This window comes from Streptosporangium pseudovulgare (assembly GCF_014648055.1).
GTDB classification, from domain to species: Bacteria; Actinomycetota; Actinomycetes; order Streptosporangiales; family Streptosporangiaceae; genus Streptosporangium; species Streptosporangium pseudovulgare.
Genome location: NZ_BMQJ01000015.1, coordinates 242,449 through 260,127, shown reverse-complemented (window position 1 = coordinate 260,127; position 17,679 = coordinate 242,449). Strand labels below are relative to the sequence as shown.

Sequence of the window (17,679 nt, the reverse complement as noted above, 5' to 3'; positions counted from 1 at the left end):
TCGCACATGGCGCCGGAAAACGGTGGGCGTGAGAATGGGAAAAGCGGCCGGACATCATGTCCGGCCGCTTCACGGATTTCGCGGAGAGCACGGTGGGGCGGCGGAAACCGCCGCCCCACCGGAAACGCCCGACGGCCCTCATGGAACGGCTCGGCGTGATCACCGCCGAAGACGGCTCACATGGGGACGGAGGTCGTGAGACCGCCGTCCACCGCGAGCTCCTGGCCCGTGATGTAGGAGGAGCGGGGCGACAGCAGGAACAGCGCGGCGTCCGCGACGTCCTCGGCGGAACCCAGCCGGCCCAGCGCCACCTGGGCGCGGCACGCCTCCTGCGCCTCGGGGGTGCTGGAGATCCCCTCGAACATCTCGGTCACGATGTAGCCGGGGCTGACCGCGTTGACCCGGATCCCCTTGGTGGCCAGGTCGGGGGCGAGGGTGCGGACCAGGTTGATGACCGCGGCCTTGGTCGCCGCGTACACCGAGGTGAAGGCCAGGCCGCGGTGGGCCAGCCAGGAGCCGTTGATCACGATCGCGCCGCCGTCGCCCATCAGCGCCGCCGCCTTGGCGATGGTGAAGTACACGCCCTTGAAGTTGACGCCCACCACGGCGTCGAAGCTCTCCTCGGTGACACCGGCGCTGGGGGCGAAGTCGGCGATCCCCGCGTTGGCGAAGACGCCGTCCAGCCGGCCGAAACGCTCCTCGATGCGCGAGAAGAGCCGGTCGAGGTCCTCGGCGCGGGAGACGTCGGCCGCCACGGCCAGGACGCGGTCGCCCGCGCCGAGCTCCTCGACCGCCTTGTCCAAGCGCTCCTGGCTGCGACCGGCGATCACGACCTGCGCGCCCGCCGCCAGGAGCCTCTGCGCCGTGGCGAGGCCCATGCCGCTGCCGCCACCGGTGATGAGAACTGTTCTGTTCGCAAACTCCGTCATGCGGCCAGAATCACACGCGGGCGTTTCCGTCACATCCTCGGAATTGCGCTTCTCCGCCTTTCCGGCCTGCCTTTACGGCGTCACGCCGCGCCTCCTTTCCGGTCCGCCGGATCCCCGCCCTTTCCGGTCCGCCAGGCAGCATTCCAGAAGATGCCCCGGGTAATTCCGGATGTGACGCTGTAGCGGATAGAGCAGCGGACCGCACGCCTTGCGGAGAAGGGCGGGCGGGCGCCCCGGCCGGCCGTACGGGACCGGCGGGCGACGACGGATCGCTGAAGAAACCTTGAGCCGAGGAGGCGCTCCAATGGGTGATGTGGCAAAGACCCGTGCGGTGGTGCTCGGTGGAAGCCTCGCTGGGCTGTTCGCGGCCCGGGTGCTCGCCGACGCCTATGACGAGGTGCTCATCGTCGACCGCGACGTCCTGATCGGAGTGGAGGGGCCGCGCCGGGGTTGCCCGCAGAGCCGCCACATCAACGGTCTGCTGGCCCGCGGCCAGCAGGTCATGGAGGAGCTGTACCCCGGCATCACCGAGCAGCTCTTCGCCGACGGCGTGCCCACCGGCGACCTCGCCGGGAACGTCCGCTGGTACTTCCACGGCAAGCCCATCAAGCAGCAGCACGCCGGCCTGGTGTGCGTGGCCGCCAGCCGTCCCAAGCTGGAGCACCACATCCGCGAGCGGACCAGGGCGCTGCCCAACATCGCCTTCGCCGAGCGGCACGACATCCTCGGCCTGGAGACCACGGCCGACCGCAGCCGGGTCACCGGCGTGCGGGTGCAGCCGCTGGAGGAGGAGGGCGCCGGCGAGAAGGTCATCGACGCCGACCTCGTGGTCGACGCCACCGGCCGCGGCTCGCGCACCCCCATCTGGCTGGAGGCCCTGGGATACGCCCGGGTCGAGGAGGAGCGGACGAAGATCGGCCTGGGCTACGTCACCCAGCACTACCGCCTGACCGCCGACCCCTACCACGGCGACCTGTCCATCAACCCGGTCGCCTCGCCCGAGCTGCCCCGCGGCGCCATCTTCACCAAGACCGACGGCGACCGGGTCGAGCTGACCACCTACGGCATCCTGGGCGACCACCCGCCGACCACCCAGGAGGGCCTGTACGAGTGGATCAAGTCGCTCGCGGTGCCCGACATCTACGACGCCCTGCAGCACGCCGAGCCGCTGGACGAGCCGGTGGCGTTCCGCTTCCCGACGACCCTGCGCCGCCACTACGAGAAGATGACCCGCTTCCCCGACGGCCTGCTGGTCACCGGTGACGCGGTGTGCTGCTTCAACCCGGTGTACGCCCAGGGCATGACCGTCGCCGCGCTCAGCGCGCTGGTCATCCGCCAGCACCTGCACACCGGCGCGGCCCCCGACCCCTTCCAGTACTTCTCCGACCTGTCCCGCAACGTCATCGACCAGCCGTGGGAGATGACCCACACCGTGGACCTCAGCTTCCCCGGCGTCGAGGGGCAGCGCACCCCGCAGCTCCGCGTGGCCCAGGCGTTCCTGAACCTGGTGCAGACCGCCGCCACCCGCGACGGCGTGGTCGCCGCCGCCTACATGCGCGGCGCCGGCCTGATCGACGGCCCCGAGGCGCTGATGCGGCCGAAGATGCTCGCCCGCATCCTGTGGAACGCCCTGCCCTGGGGCAAGCCGGCCGCGCAGCCGCGCCGCCGCCCGCCCGCGCCGGTGGAGAAGCCCAAGGCGACGGTGTCGTGACCGCCTCCCCGGTGACGGCCGCCGTCTTCACCGGGCGGCCGGTCCACGAGCTGGTACGGCGGCACGCCCGGGCGACTCCGGACGCGGTCGCCGTCACCGGGGAGGGACGAGGCGTCTCCTACCGTGACCTGCTGCGGCGGGCCGACGCGGTCGCCGGCGTCCTGCGGGCCGCCGGCGGGGTGCGCGGCCTGCCGGTGGCGGTGCGGATGGACCCGGGGCCCGGCCTGGCGGCGGCGGCGCTCGGCGTCCTCGCCGCCGGCGGCCACCTGCTCTGCCTCGACACCTCGGAGGCGGGCGGGCGCAGCAGGGCGGTGCTCGCGGACCTGCGGCCGGCGTTCCTGCTGCTCGACGGGGCCGCCCCGGCCGGGGACGACCTCCTGGCCTGGTACCGCGACGCCCTGGGCGGAACGGTCCTGGACGCCGGCCCGGCCTCGGGTTCCGCTACATCATCGGAACCGGGCGGGGACACCCGGACCGGCGCGGACGCGGACCTCGCGGCGGGGGAGACCCCGGAGATGACGAACGCGGCGGGCGACCTCCTGGACGGGCGGGCGGACGACCGGCTGGACGAGTGGATGTACGTCGCCTACACCTCCGGCTCCACCGGCCGCCCCAAGGGCATCCCCCAGACCCACCGCGGCTTCGCGCAGTTCATGGACTGGTTCACCGCGGAGTTCCGGATCGGCCCCGGGGCCCGGGTGGCCCAGTGGGCGGCGCCCGGCTACGACGCGAGCCTGGTGGAGATGTTCGCCCCGCTCGTGTCGGGCGCGACCCTGTGCCCGGTCCCGGCGAAGCTCCGGGCCAACCCGGAGAGGCTCGCCGCCTGGCTCGCCGCCGAACGGGTCACGCACCTGCAGACCGTCCCGAGCTTCGCCCGCCGCCTGCTGGAGGCCGTCACCGCCCCCGGCGCGCGACCGCCCGCCGAACTCCGCTGCCTCCTGCTGGCGGGGGAGGCGCTGACCGGCGAGCTGGCGGACGGCGTCCGCGCGGCGCTGCCCGCCGTACGGCTGGTCAACCTGTACGGCCCGACCGAGTCGATCCTGGCGGCCTGGCACGAGGTGACCGGGACGGAGGGCGACCGTATCCCGATCGGCCGGCCCATCCCCGGGCGGGACATCCTGGTGCTGGACGGGCGGGACCGGCCCTGCCCCGAGGGAGCCGTCGGCGACCTGGTCGTCCGCAGCCCGTACGTCACGCCGGGATACGTCGGCGCGGCGGCCGGGGACCTCTCGGCCTTCCGGCCGCCGCCGGGCGCGCACGGGCCGGACCGCTACTACCGCACCGGCGACCGGGGCCGCCGCGCCGAGGACGGGCTGCTGGAGTTCCACGGCCGCCGGGACCACCAGGTGAAGGTCAACGGCGTCCGCCTCGAACTCGGCGACGTCGAGTCGGCGCTGGCCGCGCACGGCTCGGTGGCCGAGTGCGCGGTGGTGGCCGTCCCCGGCAGGCACCGGCAGGTCGCCGGCCTGGCCGCCTACGTCGTGCCGCGCGACCCCGCGGCCGGCGACGCCGTACCGGCCACCTGGCGCGCCGCCCTGCGCCGGTGGTTCGGCAGGGCCACACCGCCCGTGACCTTCACCGTCGTCGGCCGCCTGCCGCGCACCGCCGGCGGCAAGGTGGACCGCGACACGCTGCGCCGCCTGGCGGCGGCCCCCGACACCCCCGACAGAACGACCCCCACCCGACAGAGCAAGCAGTACGCCGGCATGAGGAGCCAGGAGTCATGAGCGTTTCCGAGGCGCCAAGCCTGACCGACGACATCCCGAGCGACGGGCCGGACCGCGTCCCGCTGTCGTTCAACCAGGAGTTCCTCCGCGCGTTCGACAAGGGGGACGAGGAGGGGCCGTTCGGCCCCCGCTACACCATCGTCTGCGGCTGGCGGCTCACCGGGCCCCTCGACCCGGCCGCCCTGCGGCAGGCCCTGGACGACGTGGTCGCCCGGCACGAGGCCCTGCGCACCGAGATCCGCCGCGGCGACGACGCCCACCAGCGGATCGCCCCGCCCGGCCCGGCGCGGCTCGACGTCCGCGACCTGTCCGGCACCGCCCCCGGCGACCGCGACCTGGCCGCCGAGGAACTGCTCAACGAGGTCGAGGCCGGGCCGTACCCGATGAGCGACCTGCCGCTGCTGCGCGCCGTGGTGGGCCGGTTCGACGAGCGCGACGCGGTGCTCGCGCTGATGGCCCACCACACCGCCGTCGACGAGTGGTCGATGCGGGTCGTCATGCGCGACCTGGCCGCCCGGTACGCGGTCCGGAGCGGGCACGACGCCGAGCTGCCGGAGGTGCCGCAGTACCGGGAGTACGTCGCCTGGGAGCGCTCCGGCGTGGACCCGCAGCGGCTGGGCAGGGCGCAGGCGTACTGGCGGGAGAAGCTGGACGGCGCCCGCATGCTGGGCTCGAAGACCGACCACCCGCACTCGGCCGGCCTGCCCAAGCTGACCGGCTGGCGGCGCTTCACCTTCCCCGCCGACGTCACCTCGGCGGTCCAGCGGATCGGCAAGGAGACCCGCTGCTCGCCGTTCATGGTGCTGCTCGCCGCCTACGTGCGGTTCCTGCAGGAGAAGACCGGGACCGACGACGTCGTCATCCCGACCTTCTCCTCCGGCCGCGGCCCGGCGCGGTTCCACGAGACCGTGGGGTCGTTCTTCAACTTCATGCCGCTGCGGGCGGACCTGACCGGCTGTGACGACTTCCGCGACGTCGTCACCCGGGTCCGGACGAGCTGCGTCCAGGCGTACTCCCACGACATCCCGTTCGGCCAGGTCCTCCAGCAGGCGCCGGAGCTCATGCTGCCCGTGATGCAGGACGACATGGCCCTGGTCGCCTTCCAGGTCTTCCGGTCGCCGTTCCCCTCCGAGCGCGGCACCGCCGGGGAGCTGGAGTACTCGGTGATCCGCAGGCATCTGCTGTCGCAGCCGGTGGGCGGCGACATCCCGGACGGCGCGATGTGGCACCTGGAGCTCGACCCCGGCGGCGAGATCATCGGCTCCATGGCCTACAACAGCAACCTCTTCGACCCCGCCACCATCGACGACATGGTGACGGAGTTCGGCGCGGCGCTGCGCCGCCTGGTCCTCCCCTCCGGCGAAGAGGGCTGATCCCCGCCCGCCTCGCCTTCGGTGAGGAGGGCCGACCCCGCCTCTCCTCATCACGGCACCACCGCGCCGGGGCCGTCCACCCGACGGCCCCGGCGCGGCCGCTTGTACGGCCTCTCCCCACGTGGGCCAGGACCTGGAAGCCCGTTCCAGACTCACCGGAGGTCCCGCCGGGAGCCTCCCAGTCTGACCACGGCGAAGACGCCCGCGCAGACCGTCGCGACCCCCAGGACGGCGGACAGGTTGAACGCCGACGAGCTGGAGTCCAGCCACCCGGCGCTCCATGCCCGGAAAGGCGTCATGATCGCGTAGTAGGTGACGGCCGCGGTGGCCGCGCCGATCACCCATGTCCGGAGCGGGGCCTCACCGCGTACGGCGCTCATGATCATTCCGCCCGCGCCGGCGGACATGAGGGCGATGCCCAGGAGTACGGCGACCGGGTTGAACAGGATCGCCGTGTTCATCCCCGAGTGGAACGACGAGACCCCCGCCCACAGCGCCAGCGCGGCCACGAAGAAGCCGAACCTCCGCACACCGCATCCGAGCGCCACGACTCCCGCGGCGAAGGCCGCCGACAGCGCGATCGTGTGGATGGAGTCCTCATACCTCCCCGGACTCGTCAGGGACGGCGCGGCGGTGGAGGCGAACCCCTTCCCCTCCGCCCAGCCCAGCCGGTGCCAGGCACCCGAGACGTCCCGCAGGGCGATCCCGTCGGCGCCGTTGGCGACGACCACGACGTGCCCGCCGGGGAGCTTCTGGACCGCGATCCCCGAAGACGCGACCACGCCGGTGCCCTCGGGATGTTCAGGGTCGTATGCTCTGGCCAGCCATGCCTGGTCGCCGGTGGAGACCTCCCACGCCGTCACCCATCGGCCGTCCCTGGACTCCTCCACCTTGAGCCTGCCCGGGACGATCCGGTAACAGCGGTCCGGAAGGCCGGGCACGCAGGCCGAGGTCCTCTCGGGGATGGTCTCCGGGACCGTCCGGCCGAACCACGATCTTCCCGCGTCCCCGGAGGCGAAGCCCGTCCCGGTGAGCCACGGCCGCGAGCCCCCGCGGGTCGCCACGACGATCGTGTCGTCGATCACATCGACCGCGTAGGCGCTGTACGGCGTGAAGGTGTCCGCCTGACCGGTCGCCGCGACGGCCAGCACGGTGAGGGGAACCGCGATCGCGGCCCGTGCCAGCCGTACGGCTCGGGCGTCGGGATGTCTCCAGGCCCACCAGGCGACGTACAGCGCGGGCAGGGCGACGAGATCGGCCGGGTCGGCCAGGACCCGGGACGGACCCCAGACGAGCGTCCACGCCTGCGAGGCGAGGGCGGCTCCGACGGTGGTCGTCTTGACCAGGGTGAAGGCCGCGCCGGTGACCAGGATGGACAGGCGGGGGCGGCGAACCAGCAGATGGAGCAGGGGAGGAGCGACGATCAGGCCGGCGACGTCGCTGAGCTTGCCGGTCAGCGCGCCCGGCCACAGCGGCTTGAGGAGATGGTCGTTGAGCAGCAGGACCACCACGGCGGTGACGGTCAGGGGGTGACCGAGCCAGGCCAGGGCCGGGCTTCTCATCTCCGGACTCTTCATGTCCGGTGGGGCGGACTCGGGGTGGTGGAACGGCAGGGGCGGCATGCCCGTCGGGTTCCTCATGGCCGAAGAGACGACCTGAGATCAGGCGTTGTTCGCCCTTGCTCGCATTCGTGATGAACCTGTCGCCGGGCGACGGTGATCAGGTGGGCGCGACCCTCCAGGAGCGAGGGAACCGACTCCATCGACCGCTGGGCGTCGGGGAGGGGCGAGCGGCGCTCCGGGCGGAACTCGCCGCCCGGACCGGCGCAGGACGCTCAGTGCGGTCCCGGCCCCGTTGTCTGGCGGCCTTGAAGATGACAGTCCGTCACGGCAACTGGAAGCGGACATGGAAGCGCGGCATCGAAGTTGACAGTAGCGACGCGTACGGCCGAAGGTCCGGCCCGGAAAATGATGGCGGTCTGGCCCCGGCGCCGCCGCCGGCGGACCGCGAGGCTTTCCACTCCTGGGCTCTTCCGCCTGGTCGAGGCGCACCACAGCCACCGCGACACCGTCGCGTCTCTGCTCGGTCTACCTCCATACACCCCGCAGCGCTACACCCTCGGCGAGGGCTTCCTCACCATCTTCGACGGCGAGTACCCCGGTCACCAGCAGGGTCCTCAACTTTCGGCACGGCGGCCAGCAGGTCGAGCCCGCGGCGGCCGTGGTGTCCTCGGCGCGGGAGCCGGGCGAACGGGATCTTTGACCGCCGGCCGTGAGCACGAGCGGCCGCGATCGAGGGGCTGACGGCCTGCGGGAAGTAGACGTTGCCGACCGCCACCCCGCAGGCCAAGGCCGGCAGCAGGATCAGGGGCACAGGTCAGCCCACAGGCCCGCCAGCGACGTACAGCACCTGGCCGGAGACGAACCCCGCGCCGGGACTGGCCAGCTGAGCCATTTGCGTGAATCCCGCAAATCCACTCATCCAGTTCACTATCGTCGCCCGTTATGGCGATCATGAACCTGCCCTTGCCCTCGGCCGGTCCGGACGCGTTGCTGGCGGCGCTGCACGGAGCGGACTGGCCGGCGTTCACACCGGCCCACGACCTCCCGCCCCTGCGCGCCGCGCTCGCGGAGCTGGAACGGACCCACGGGATCACCGAGGCGCACCGATTCGCGACCGAGCGCCTCAAGGACGCCGGCGCCGTGCTGCGCCATCCCGACGGGCACCCGGCCGAGATCAACGGCTTCGCGCTGAGTCCCTGCGGCCGGTATCTCGCGATCGGCAGCTGGTGCGGCGACGACTACGAACGCGGCGGCGCCCTGCAGGTCTGGGAGCTGGCCTCCGCGCGGTGCGTCAACGTGCTCGATGGGATCGAGGGCGGGGTGGGCTGGCCCGGCTACGTGCGTACGATCCAGTGGTCGGCCGACGGGCAGCGGATCGCGCTGGCCTTCAACACCAACGGCGTGGGCCTGTGGGACCCGTTCGGCGAGGAGACGGAGCCGATCGGCGAGGCCTACGTGACCGACGGGAGCTCACGACCGCCCCGCTTCGCCTTCGCGCCCGACGGCACTCGCGCCTACATCGGGGTGTGGACCCCGCACGACGTGCGCGGCTGCGTCGCGCCGCTCACCGAAGGCAGCGTGTACGGCGACGACGACGTGGGGTTCCTGCCCGAGGCCCTGCCGACGGAGGTCAAGGCACGGCTCGAAGACGACGGGCTGTTCTTCAGCCGGGCCTTCTGGTCCAAGGACGGAACCCGCCTGCACGGGTACGGGGACGACTGGGCGAGCGCCATCGACATGGCGAGCGGGCAGGTGGCCTGGTTCGCCGACGCGGAAACCCGCGAGAACGTCCCGGCCTGGAGCCAGGACGAGCGTTATGTCGCCCGCCACCTGCGCGGGCAGCTGGTCTTCGCCGACGCCATGACCGGCCGGACGGTCGCGACGGCGCAGGGACACCCCGGCGCCACCGAGATGTCCTGGGGCAGCCGCGGCATGGTCGGCCGGCTGGCGGTCGTGGTGCCCGGCGGCGGACGGGCCCGGCCCCGCGTCGCCGTCTACGACGATGGGTGGCACCGCTACGACGTGGACGTCGCGCTGATGGAGAACGACCGGAACGACGTGGACGGCACCGTGTGGGCGTGGTCGCCGGACGGGCTGCACGCGGCGGCGCTGACCGCCACCGGCCGGATCGAGGTCTGGCACCTCGGCGACGGTCCGGTCTGGTTGCGGTCCTTCGCGGCGCCCGAGGAGGCCTTCGGCGTGGCGTGGGGCGCGGACGGGGTGCTCGTCTCCGTCAGCGCGACCGCCCTGCGGTTCGTCCGGGCGGCCACCGGCGAGACGACCGGGGACTTCACCTTCATGCAGGCGCCGCCCGACCCGCGTCCGCTGGAGCTCGACGGCGATGACATCGGGATGGATCTGCGGGGGAAGGAAGAGGCACGCGTCGACCCGACGTTCGCGCTCGATGACGACACCTGGGCCGTGGCCTTCGAATCGGGGCTGGTGATCGCCCCTCCCGACCGGCGGGGCGCCCTCGACAGCCTGCTCGCCTGGACGTTCGACGGGCGCTTCGGCTGGCCGACGCGCTGGGGCGCGCTCGACGTCGTCCCGGACGCCACCACCGCCGCCGAGCGCGCCGACGAGTCGCTGGCCGAGCGCCTCGCGGGGTTCCGGGACCGTGCCGAAGCGCCGTCGGGGCCCGTGGCGTGGCCGCCGCCGAACACCGCCACCGTGGAGGACCTCTTCCAGCTCGCGATCACCTCGGTCGCGCCGCTCTACGAGGGCTGGGACCACCACGTGAGCCAGAACCTCCGGCACGCGGCGCGACTGCGGGCGCGCCGGGGTGAGCCGGCGGGTGCGGCGAGCCTCCTCCAGGCGATCCCGACCGCGGCCGAACGGGTCAGGGGACAGGCCGACGTGGCGCTGATCCTGGCCGCCGCCGGGCGTCGCGACGAGGCCCGCGCGTTCTTGGCGCCCGCCGAGGCCGGGGTCGAGGCCGTGCTCGACGAGTACAACGTGGCCTTCGTCGCCTCGTCGATGGCGGGCGCCTACGCCGCGCTCGGGGACGTACGGGCCGAGGCGTGGTTCGGCCGGGCACGGGCCGCGATCGAGCCCGAGACCAATCCGGGGGAGCACCGTCTGGCGGTCGCGTGGGCGCTGATCGAATGCGGTCGCGTGGAGGAGGCCCGGGCCCTGTGGCGGGAGGGGGACACTCCGTCGACCTTCTACAGCGTGCCGCTGCTGGCGTACCTGGTCCTGACCGGGCGCGACGACCTCGCCCGTGAGCTGCTCACCTTCCGCGACGGCGCGGAGCCCTGGCAGGCGCAGGGCTGGTTCGACGGCTGGGAGGCGCCCGAGTTGTTCGCCTCTCTGGGGCGGCCGGACCTGGTCCGTGACTGGGCCGCGGTCCACGGGGACGGGTACGCGTGGGAGGAACTCCTCACCCGGGCCGAGGCCGACGTCCGTCCCGGGCCCCGGCCCACGCAGGCGGACCTCGCGGCGCTGGCCGAGGCGCACACGACGCTGATGAAGACACCGCGGACGCAGCGCGAGCACCCGACCGAGCAGCTCATCGTGCAGGCCGCCACGTGCGGGCATCTCGGCGCGGTGGTGAACCTGCTCGCCGGGCTTTCGGCGGGGGACTTCAACGGCCGGGCGGGGCACGCCTTCCGCGCCCTGTGGATCACCGCCCTGGGGGCCGACGTGGAGCCGTGGTGAGCGGCACCTGAGGAGGGGCGCTCAAGACTCGGCCAGGGCGAGCGCTCTGGCCGGGGCGTGCCGGGCGTTCTGCGGCGAGCGCCGGCCGAGCCCGCAGGTGTGCGAGACGTCCACGCGACAGCATGCCCTCCACGATGTTGAGCACCTGCCGCTGGTCGGCGGGATCCTGGGCCTCGTGTGCCAGCCCCGCGACGAACCGGGTGTCCCGGGGGAACACAGCGGGGGACTCCAGGGCCCGGTAGAAGGCCGGGTCGAGCGGCGGCGGCCGGTCGCCGCCCGCGTCACAGCCGTCCAGGCCACCCGACTGCATGAGTCATGACCTGTGAAAGCCCTTCGGCGAGACGCATTTGAACGGAAAATCACGGCAAGCCGCTCAACGCTGCTCTGCTAACGGGACTTTCCGTTCGGATGCAATGCCCCGTCTCCCGATTGGCAGGGGGGACGGCGACGTGATCAGCGGCGGCATCCAGTTCAGGCGAGGTCCTCTGGCACGAACGGGCCGGGGCGCCGTGGCGCGGGCCGTCATTCGCGGCGAGCCCGGCATATCCGACGAGCAGGTGGAGAAAGCCGTCGCTGCCCGGATGGAACGGCAGCAGATCTTCAACCGGGAAAAACCACCACTTTTCCGGGCGATCATCGACGAGGGGGTCCTTCACCGTTTGATCGGCGGCAGGAAAGCCATGCGCCGTCAGCTCCAGGCGATTCTGGAGGCCGTAGAGTCGCCGCGGATCGGCGTCCAGATCATTCCCCTGACCCTCGGGGTGACCACGGGCATTCTCGGCGGCTTCGTGATCGCGCAGCTTCCGGAGGACTCGGACGCGGCGTACATCGAATCGACAACCAATGGACACGTGACAAGCTGCCCGGAGGACGTCGATGCTGTCCGCAGCAGATACGACATCCTGCGTGCCGAGGCGCAGCCCCGGCATGTGTCCCTCACCCTGATCAGAGAGGCGGAGAGACTGTGGAGCTGAGCGACGAGCTGAAGACCGCCGCCTGGCGCAAGGCCACCAAGAGCGGGTCCAACCAGGGCAACTGTCTGGAGGTGGCTCCGTTGTCCGGTGGGCGGGTCGGGTTGCGTGACTCCGAGGCTCCGGAGAAGGCGCCGTTCGTGCTGAGCGCGAGTGTGTGGGACGCCTTCATCGACGGCGCGAAGAAGGGCGAGTTCGACTTCTGATCTCTCAGGCGTGAGGGAGCCCCCGGCGCAGGAGGGCTCCCCGGTCACGGGTGCACCTGTCGTGGCAAGCCGTCCCCGAGAAGAAGACGGCCCCGCGCGTACCCGTCCAAGGGTTGTTCTAGAGGCTCTTCGGGTCGCGTACCCGCAGGCCGAAGGCCGACAGGCCCTGCTCGTGGTGCTCGATCAGCCCGAGACGGCGGTAGAAGGCGTGGTTGGCGGGGCCTTCCGGGGTGGATTCGTGGTCGGTGGTGAGGACGAAGTAGCGACAGTGCGCGTACCGGTCCTTGAGGTGCTCCAGCAACCGGCGCCCGACGCCCTTGCCATGGTGCCGGGCGTTGACCAGCAGCTCCTGCACATAGCAGACGATCTCGTCGTCGGACACCGTCCGTGCCAGGCCGAGGAGCCGGCCCGACTCGTCCCTGGCGGTGATGACCAGGTGCGAGTTGGCCAGGCTCCGGCACACCCGGGCGACGTCGCGCGTCCACGGGTGCCAGCCGACCGAGTCGTAGAGCTCGGCCACCTCTGCCTCGTCGAACGACGTCTCCTGAGCGATGATCACCAATTACGGGTCTCCTTGACGTTCCCGGCACGAAGCGACGCGCCCAAGCATATTCAGGAAGGCTTTTCATTTGATCGCCCAGGTCGCCGCAGGGCCGCTGAAGGCGGTAGCGGATCGGGTCCTGTCGTCATCCGCCGAGCAGTAGCGCGGCGACCGCCTCCGGGGCCTCACGCATCGCGTTGTGGCCGGTCGGGAGGTCGTGGACCCGCCACCCGGGATCGGCCTGGAGCCGGGCGCGGAGTCCGGCGAACGGCGTCCGGTCCTCCCAGCCCGAGCAGTAGACGAACTCCCGGTGGGGGATCCGGGCGAGCGCGCCGGTGAGCCGGACCGCCTGCAGGAACGAGGCGAGGGGATGAGGGCGGCGGCGGGGATCGCCGCCGTCCGGCGGCCGGACGGCGTAGCCGGTGGCCGTGGCGCCGGCGGCGAACGCCTCCCGGTAGCGCTCTGTCGTCAATGACCAGCAGGACTCGCCGTCGCGCGGTACATAGGCGTCGAGATGCATCAGTCGTGAGACCCGGCCGCCGGCGCGGTCGGCGGCGGCGGTGATCACCATCCCGCCGTAGCTGTGGCCGACCAGTGTCGCATCGGTGATGTGGGCGCGATCGAGGAGCCGCAGTACGTCGCCGGCGTGCGTGTCGAGGTTGGCGGTCGCGACCGTCGCGTCGTCGTCGTCCGGCCGCAGGCCGGTCAGGGTCAGGGCGTGGACGGCGTGACCGGCGCGCTCCAGTAGCGGGACCACGGCCTCGAACGCCCAGGAGCCGTGCCAGCCGCCGGGTACGAGGATGAACGTCGCCATGTGTCTCTCCCCTTCTCGAACCGCGGCATCTCCTCAGGCCGCGGCATCGAGGCGCGCCGCCTCGATGACATGCGGCTCCGGCCGGACGCTCCGCGCGGCCGGGAACCATTTCGCACGGAGGAAATGTCACCAGATCGGGGGTGTGGCCGCCCACCGATAGGATGCCAACCGATGCCTGTTCGCCGCCAACCTCGCCCGAGCGCCGGTGTGACGTCGCATGTGTGGCCGTCCGGCGGGCGCCACCTCTGGCCGTCCGGCGGGACGAGCGCGGTGCAGTCGCACGCGCGAGGACACCTGGTGTACGCGGCCGGCGGTGTTCTGGCGGTTCACACCGAGCGCGGCACGTCGATCGTCCCCGCCGACCGGGTCTCCTGGACCCCCGCCGGGTTCACGCACCATCACCGAGCCCACGGCGACACCGACATGCGGATCGTCTTCCTCCCGCCGTCCCTCGCGCGGCTCATCCCGGACCGTCCCGCCGTGTTCCTGGCCTCCGGCCTCGCCCGCGAGGTCCTGCTCGCCCTGACCGGCCCTCGCGACCACGGCGACGCCGCGCCAGGTCCCCGTGACCACGGTGACGCCGTGCCCGCTTACAGCCGCTCCGCGCGCCACCGCCTCCTTCGTGTCCTCGTCGACGAACTCCACGAAGCGCACGAGCAGCCGCTGCACCTGCCGGAGCCGCGGGACGACCGGTTGCGGGGAATCGCCCGGGTGCTGTCCGAGAATCCGGCGGACAACTCCTCGCTGGCCGAACTCGGGAAGACGGTCGGAGCCGGCACCCGCACCCTCAGCCGGCTTTTCCGCGCCGAGCTGGGCATGACCTTCTACGAATGGCGCACGCAGCTGCGCGTCCATCACGCGCTCGTGCTCCTCGCCGACGGCCACGACACCACCCGGACCGCCTACGCCTGCGGATGGGCCAACCCCAGCGGCTTCATCGCGGCGTTCACCGGCATCATCGGGACGACCCCGGGCCGCTACCGGGCCGGTCACCGGACCACCGCCGACGCCTCTCGGCACCCGGCGGCGGCCGAGCCCTCGAGGTGAACGGAATGTACGGCCTCAGCCGCGGCGCTCAGGCGGCGGCGGTCATGGCCTGAGGCTTCTTCGGCGCGGCGCGGCGCGGCGCGGCGCGGTATGGCGCGGTGGCCGGGAATCCGGGGCCGGGCATGACGACGGCCGCCGGGAAGAAGTGTCTTCCCGGCGGCCGTCAGGGTGGGCCTCCGGATCGCCGCGGCCGGGCCGTACCCGCGAGCGCGGGTCGTACGGCGGGCGGCCGGGCCGTGGGGGGACCGGTGTTCAGCTCGCCTTGAAGAACTCGGCGACCGCGGGGCCGAGGACCTCGGGGGAGGCGTCGTGCGCCTGGCCCTCCAGGACGCGGTGCTCGCCGTTGGGCAGCTTCTCCGCGACCGCGGCGCCGCCCTTGCCCATCCAGGGGGCGCTGTTCTCGCCGGTCATGACGACCGTGGGGGCGGTGACGCGGGTCAGCCGCTCGGCGGGCAGCTGGTTGCCGGGGCCGACGACCGCGGCCTCGTAGACGAGGGTGTGCGCGACGGCCTCCATGCCCTCCCAGTAGGGGGACTGGCGCATCTGGTCCACCATCTCGGCGGGGACCTCGGCGGCCTCGGTCATGAAGCGCGCGACCACGTCACCGCGGCGGCCCTCCGAGATGAGGTCGGCGAGCTGGGCCTCGAAGTCGTGGGGGACCGGCGCGCGGCTGTCGTCGACGATGTAGGGCGGCTCGTACACGGCGAGCTTGGTGATCGGAAGCCCGTGGGCCGCGGCCTCCAGGGCGAGCGCCCCGCCGGAGGAGCCGCCGAACACCATCGCCTCACCGCCGGCGTGCTTGATGATCGCTTCGAGGTCCTCGATCTCCCGCTCGACCGAGTACGGCTGCGTGTCACCACTGTCGCCGCGTCCCCGGCGGTCGTAGTTGTACACGGTGAAGTGGGGGGCGAGAGCGGCGGCCATACCCGTCCAGATCGGGTGGGAGCGGTCGCTGAACCCACCTTGCACCAGGATGACCGCGGGCCCCTCACCGGACCGGTCGAAAGCGATGGTGGTGCCGTCTGCTGACGTTACGTCCATTATGAGTCTCTCTGTGTGGTGGATATGGACAACAGTTCGGTCGTGCCCCACCGGGCCGCGCGCGATGGCGGCATATGCCGGCCCCACGGGAAAAGGTAGACCCGGTGGAACCAGCCTGCACCATCCGTGGCCCGGCTGGCATCTTCGAGGATGCTATTCCGGCGGTCCGACAATTCCACGGTTCGACCGGAGGGTGACCGCCTCGGGAGTTCTCCCGCGATTCCCCGCCTAACTGGGCGTTTTATCCATATATACGGTGAAAATGGCGTTTCTTTGATTCCCTGGCGGCGGCGGCCTCGGGGGCCAGCGCGGCGGGGGCGCCGGCCTGGGCCAGGGTGGAGACCGAGAACCCGACGATCGCCTTCCTGATCAGCTCGGCCGTCTCCGGCCGGGTCACGCAGTACCCCACCCGCAGCCCGGCGAGGCCGTACGCCTTGGAGAACGTGCGCAGCACGGCGACGTTGGGCCGCTCGCGGGCGAGATCGATGCCGCACGGCGAGCCGGGGTCGGTGACGAAGTCCTGGTACGCCTCGTCCAGCACGAGCAGCACGTCCTCGGGCAGCGCGTCGAGCAGCCGGTCCAGCCCGTCGCGGGACACCACGGTGCCGGTCGGGCTGTTCGGGTTGCAGACGATCACCATCCGGGTCCGGTCGGTCACCGCCGCCGCCATCGCGGCCAGGTCGTGGGTGTGCCGGTCGTCCAGCGGGACGGTGACCCCGGTCGCCCCGGAGACCGCGGTCACGATCGGGTAGCTCTCGAAGGCCCGCCACGCGTGGAGGATCTCGTCGCCGGGGCTGGCGATGACCGAGGCCAGGACCTGCAGCAGCGCGCCGGAGCCGTTGTCCACGACCACCTGCGACGGGTCCACGTCGTGCCGCCTCGCCAGCGCCTCGGTCAGTTCCACGCGGTGGAAGTCGGGATAGCGGTTCAACGTGGCGGCGGCGCGTGAGATCGCGTCCAGCACGGCCGGCAGCGGCCCGAACGACATCTCGTTCGAGGAGAGCTTGACCTGGGGGCGGCCCGCCGCGGGAGCCCGGCCCGGCTTGTAGGCGACCAGCCCGTCGATGGCGGCGCGGTGCTTGACGATCACCTCACTCCTCTTGCGATAGGACCAAATCACGTAAATCTATATAATGATTTTTGTCGAATCGCAAGACGAGGAAGGGGCCGGCGCCCGTCCGGCGCCGGCCCCTTCCGGGTCGTCGGGATCAGCGGTCGTCGCGCGTCAGCCCACGGTGGCGCAGGGCCATGGCCTCGGCGCCGCGCTGGTCGCCCCGGATGACCGCTTCGACCAGGTCGACGTGCACCTGGAGCCGGTCGGCCGAGCCCTTGCGGAAGTCCTCCGCGGTTATGGCGGAGGACAGGTCTCTGCTGATGTAGTCGACCAGCCGGGTGTACATGGTCCGCAGCAGGGCGTTGGGGGAGATCAGGGCCAGCCGGCGGTGCAGGTCCCAGTTGCGGCGCTGGGCCGCGGCGGCGTCCGGCCAGGACTGCCGCAGCTGCTCGATCATCTCGGTCAGCTCGCGGATGTCCCGCTCGGTGCGGTGGGCGGCCGCGTCGAGCGCCACCTCCTGGTCGAGCACGTCCAGGACGGCCAGGCAGTGCTTCACCGACGCGCCGTCGGCGCCGAGCTGGAGCATGTCGTGGCCGAGCCGGACCAGTGGCGACTGCTCGGCGACGAAGATGCCGCCGCCCGGCCCCGGGCGCACGTCCAGCACGCCGCGCAGCCGCAGCACGCGGATCGCCTCGGCCAGCGTCGCGGGGGCGACCCCGAACTGCTGGCGGAGCTCGTCCTTGGTGCCCAGGCGGTGGCCTGGCGCCAGGTGGTTGCGGTGAATCGCGTTCTCGAGGCGCTCCACCAGCGTCTCGGCGATCGACGACCGCGCGTCGCTGCGGTCGAAGGTCACCTGGGTGACCGTGTCTGCGTCGTACATTCCGGCTTCTCCCATGGACGGTGACCCGTCAACTGTAGATCGTTCGCCGCGCGGAGGGGTGTCTTCCGCGCGCCCCGATCAATAGAAACCATACAAATGGTTGACACTCTCCTCGAATAATCATAATCATATATATGGTTTGCGAGATCGGCTCGGTTCAGAAGAG

At 72.1% G+C, this 17,679-nt stretch carries 14 protein-coding genes; 7 read left to right on the top strand and 7 right to left on the bottom strand.

Annotation, left to right across the window (positions count from 1 at the left end):
- Positions 1-176: 176 nt before the first annotated feature.
- Complete coding sequence (locus IEZ10_RS27785) at positions 177-929, bottom strand: SDR family NAD(P)-dependent oxidoreductase (protein WP_189249457.1); 753 nt, start codon at positions 927-929, stop codon at positions 177-179.
- 304 nt (positions 930-1,233) lie between these two features.
- On the opposite strand from IEZ10_RS27785, the gene IEZ10_RS27780 reads away from it, so the two are divergent.
- From IEZ10_RS27780 to IEZ10_RS27770, 3 genes are read left to right on the top strand one after another with little or no spacing between them, the layout of a single operon-like run.
- Positions 1,234-2,640, top strand: a complete 1,407-nt coding sequence (locus IEZ10_RS27780; RefSeq protein ID WP_179818020.1) for an FAD-dependent oxidoreductase — start codon at positions 1,234-1,236, stop codon at positions 2,638-2,640.
- Positions 2,637-4,367, top strand: coding sequence for an amino acid adenylation domain-containing protein (locus tag IEZ10_RS27775; protein ID WP_229811711.1), 1,731 nt, complete (start codon positions 2,637-2,639; stop codon positions 4,365-4,367). The genes IEZ10_RS27780 and IEZ10_RS27775 overlap by 4 nt, the downstream gene beginning before the upstream one ends.
- Complete coding sequence (locus IEZ10_RS27770) at positions 4,364-5,740, top strand: condensation domain-containing protein (RefSeq protein ID WP_189249455.1); 1,377 nt, start codon at positions 4,364-4,366, stop codon at positions 5,738-5,740. The genes IEZ10_RS27775 and IEZ10_RS27770 overlap by 4 nt, the downstream gene beginning before the upstream one ends.
- A gap of 152 nt (positions 5,741-5,892) precedes the next feature.
- Here IEZ10_RS27770 and IEZ10_RS27765 read toward each other — a convergent pair whose 3' ends face one another.
- On the bottom strand, positions 5,893-7,302 hold the full coding sequence (locus IEZ10_RS27765; RefSeq protein ID WP_189249454.1) for a SulP family inorganic anion transporter: 1,410 nt from the start codon (positions 7,300-7,302) through the stop codon (positions 5,893-5,895).
- 942 nt (positions 7,303-8,244) lie between these two features.
- Here IEZ10_RS27765 and IEZ10_RS27760 point away from each other — a divergent pair.
- From IEZ10_RS27760 to IEZ10_RS27750, 3 genes are all read left to right on the top strand, one after another.
- Positions 8,245-10,959 (top strand): WD40 repeat domain-containing protein, encoded by a 2,715-nt coding sequence (locus IEZ10_RS27760; RefSeq protein ID WP_189249453.1) that lies wholly within the window; start codon positions 8,245-8,247, stop codon positions 10,957-10,959.
- Between the two features lie 449 nt (positions 10,960-11,408).
- Complete coding sequence (locus IEZ10_RS27755) at positions 11,409-11,933, top strand: DUF5753 domain-containing protein (protein ID WP_189249452.1); 525 nt, start codon at positions 11,409-11,411, stop codon at positions 11,931-11,933.
- A complete protein-coding gene (locus IEZ10_RS27750) occupies positions 11,924-12,136 on the top strand; it encodes a DUF397 domain-containing protein (RefSeq protein ID WP_229811710.1) in 213 nt (70 codons plus the stop codon). Before IEZ10_RS27755 ends, IEZ10_RS27750 begins: the two co-directional genes overlap by 10 nt.
- A 118-nt stretch (positions 12,137-12,254) precedes the next feature.
- Here IEZ10_RS27750 and IEZ10_RS27745 read toward each other — a convergent pair whose 3' ends face one another.
- Complete coding sequence (locus IEZ10_RS27745) at positions 12,255-12,695, bottom strand: GNAT family N-acetyltransferase (protein WP_229811709.1); 441 nt, start codon at positions 12,693-12,695, stop codon at positions 12,255-12,257.
- A gap of 127 nt (positions 12,696-12,822) precedes the next feature.
- On the bottom strand, positions 12,823-13,491 hold the full coding sequence (locus IEZ10_RS27740; protein ID WP_189249451.1) for an alpha/beta fold hydrolase: 669 nt from the start codon (positions 13,489-13,491) through the stop codon (positions 12,823-12,825).
- 207 nt (positions 13,492-13,698) lie between these two features.
- Here IEZ10_RS27740 and IEZ10_RS27735 point away from each other — a divergent pair, with 207 nt between their 5' ends.
- The gene (locus tag IEZ10_RS27735; protein ID WP_229811708.1) at positions 13,699-14,538 is read left to right on the top strand and encodes a helix-turn-helix domain-containing protein; all 840 of its coding nucleotides are present in this window, start codon (positions 13,699-13,701) and stop codon (positions 14,536-14,538) included.
- Between the two features lie 252 nt (positions 14,539-14,790).
- Here IEZ10_RS27735 and IEZ10_RS27730 read toward each other — a convergent pair whose 3' ends face one another.
- The 3 genes from IEZ10_RS27730 to IEZ10_RS27720 all read right to left on the bottom strand — a co-directional run bounded on the left by IEZ10_RS27730 (position 14,791) and on the right by IEZ10_RS27720 (position 17,513).
- Positions 14,791-15,579 carry an alpha/beta fold hydrolase gene (locus tag IEZ10_RS27730; RefSeq protein ID WP_229811707.1) on the bottom strand — a complete coding sequence of 263 codons (789 nt, stop codon included), beginning with the start codon at positions 15,577-15,579 and terminating at the stop codon, positions 14,791-14,793.
- A gap of 241 nt (positions 15,580-15,820) precedes the next feature.
- On the bottom strand, positions 15,821-16,699 hold the full coding sequence (locus IEZ10_RS27725) for an aminotransferase class I/II-fold pyridoxal phosphate-dependent enzyme (RefSeq protein ID WP_229811706.1): 879 nt from the start codon (positions 16,697-16,699) through the stop codon (positions 15,821-15,823).
- 88 nt (positions 16,700-16,787) lie between these two features.
- Entirely contained in the window at positions 16,788-17,513 is a 726-nt protein-coding gene (locus tag IEZ10_RS27720) for a FadR/GntR family transcriptional regulator (RefSeq protein WP_189249448.1), read from the bottom strand.
- Positions 17,514-17,679 lie beyond the last annotated feature (166 nt).

Coding starts and splice junctions, on each gene's coding strand:
- IEZ10_RS27785 (WP_189249457.1), bottom strand. CDS start 929: ATGACGGAGTTTGCGAACAGAACAGTTCTCATCACCGGTGGCGGCAGC.
- IEZ10_RS27780 (WP_179818020.1), top strand. CDS start 1,234: ATGGGTGATGTGGCAAAGACCCGTGCGGTGGTGCTCGGTGGAAGCCTC.
- IEZ10_RS27770 (WP_189249455.1), top strand. CDS start 4,364: ATGAGCGTTTCCGAGGCGCCAAGCCTGACCGACGACATCCCGAGCGAC.
- IEZ10_RS27765 (WP_189249454.1), bottom strand. CDS start 7,302: ATGAGAAGCCCGGCCCTGGCCTGGCTCGGTCACCCCCTGACCGTCACC.
- IEZ10_RS27760 (WP_189249453.1), top strand. CDS start 8,245: ATGGCGATCATGAACCTGCCCTTGCCCTCGGCCGGTCCGGACGCGTTG.
- IEZ10_RS27740 (WP_189249451.1), bottom strand. CDS start 13,491: ATGGCGACGTTCATCCTCGTACCCGGCGGCTGGCACGGCTCCTGGGCG.
- IEZ10_RS27730 (WP_229811707.1), bottom strand. CDS start 15,579: ATGGACGTAACGTCAGCAGACGGCACCACCATCGCTTTCGACCGGTCC.
- IEZ10_RS27720 (WP_189249448.1), bottom strand. CDS start 17,513: ATGTACGACGCAGACACGGTCACCCAGGTGACCTTCGACCGCAGCGAC.